The sequence below is a fragment of the Psychrobacter halodurans genome, assembly GCF_017498075.1.
GTDB lineage: Bacteria > Pseudomonadota > Gammaproteobacteria > Pseudomonadales > Moraxellaceae > Psychrobacter > Psychrobacter celer.
This window is the reverse complement of the sequence record NZ_JAGBKN010000055.1, coordinates 1-1172: the sequence shown is the minus strand read 5'-3', so window position 1 is coordinate 1172 and position 1172 is coordinate 1. Positions and strand designations below refer to the sequence as shown.

1 protein-coding gene and 1 other annotated feature are annotated in these 1172 nt (G+C 45.5%); the gene reads right to left on the bottom strand.

What is annotated here, in order from left to right:
• Positions 1 to 1172, bottom strand: a protein-coding gene (locus J3491_RS11890) for an IS3 family transposase (RefSeq protein ID WP_207970356.1) whose coding sequence is annotated in 2 segments (ribosomal slippage) — positions 1 to 915 and positions 915 to 1172 — 1173 coding nt annotated over the 2 segments. Because the reading frame shifts where the segments join, the coding sequence is not laid out codon by codon here. This gene is flagged as partial in the annotation.
• Positions 800 to 916: a sequence feature (AL1L pseudoknot), on the bottom strand. (Overlaps the previous gene by 117 nt.)

Here is a 1172-nt window from a genome sequence, read left to right as displayed (position 1 = left end):
TATCATAATACCGCTTTTCAAACTCAAAGGGTGACACATATCCAATCGTGCTATGCAATCGTATTTTATTGAACCAATCTACCCATTCAAGGGTTGCCAATTCAACATCGTTCACGCCATGCCATTGTTCTTTTAGATACTCAATCATCTCAGACTTATAGAGTCCATTTACCGTTTCAGCCAATGCATTGTCGTATGAATCACCAGTACTGCCAACAGAGGCAATCATGCCAGAGTCAGCCATCCTAGAAGTGTAGCGAATGGATAAATACTGAACCCCTCGATCACTGTGATGAATCACATTCTTAGGATTATTCCTATCTGCTATCGCTTGATTAAGCGCTGCCATCACCATATCGGTATTCATGCGATTCGATACTTTCCAGCCCACAATAGCGCGGGCAAACACATCAATAATAAAAGCAGTATAGACCCAGCCACTCGTTGTCTTGATATAAGTAAAATCTGCAACCCACAGCTGATTAGGACGATGGGTATTAAAGTTGCGATTGACCAAGTCATCAGCACGCTTTTGATCGTCACGGCTGTTAGTGGTCATCTTACCCTTACCGCGCCAAACCCCCTGCAGACCATACTGCTTCATTAACCGCTCTATAGTGCAACGAGCCACCTTTAACCCATCCGCTTTCATCTGCTGCCATACTTTACGAGCGCCATAGCGGCATTTGCTGTCCTGCCAGATGCGTTTAATCTCACTAATGTAGAAGTCGTCATGCTGACTGCGTAATGAGCGCTTCTCAGGGCAGTCCTCTAAGTCTTTAGCACGGTAGTAGGTTGATGGGGCAATCGGCAGAACTCTACAAATTGACTCGATCCCGTATTGATATTTATGCTCATCGATAAACCTAACCATCGTCTTAGTCAGCGGTCGAGCTCCGCCTGGGCGAAAAAAGCAGCCGCCTTCCTTATGATTTCATTGGCTTGCTTAAGCTCTCTATTTTCGCGTTCAAGATCTTTAATACGCTGTTCCTGACTTTGAGCTTGTACCGATGCAGGAATGGTTTGATCTATATGCTTTTTATGCCATGACCGCAGGGTTTCAGGCGTACAGCCAATCTTAGGGGCAATGGCTTGAATGGCTGACCATGTAGAGGGATAGTCGCTTAATGCTTCAATCAGCATGCGAACGGCGCGTTCTTTAATCTCAGGGG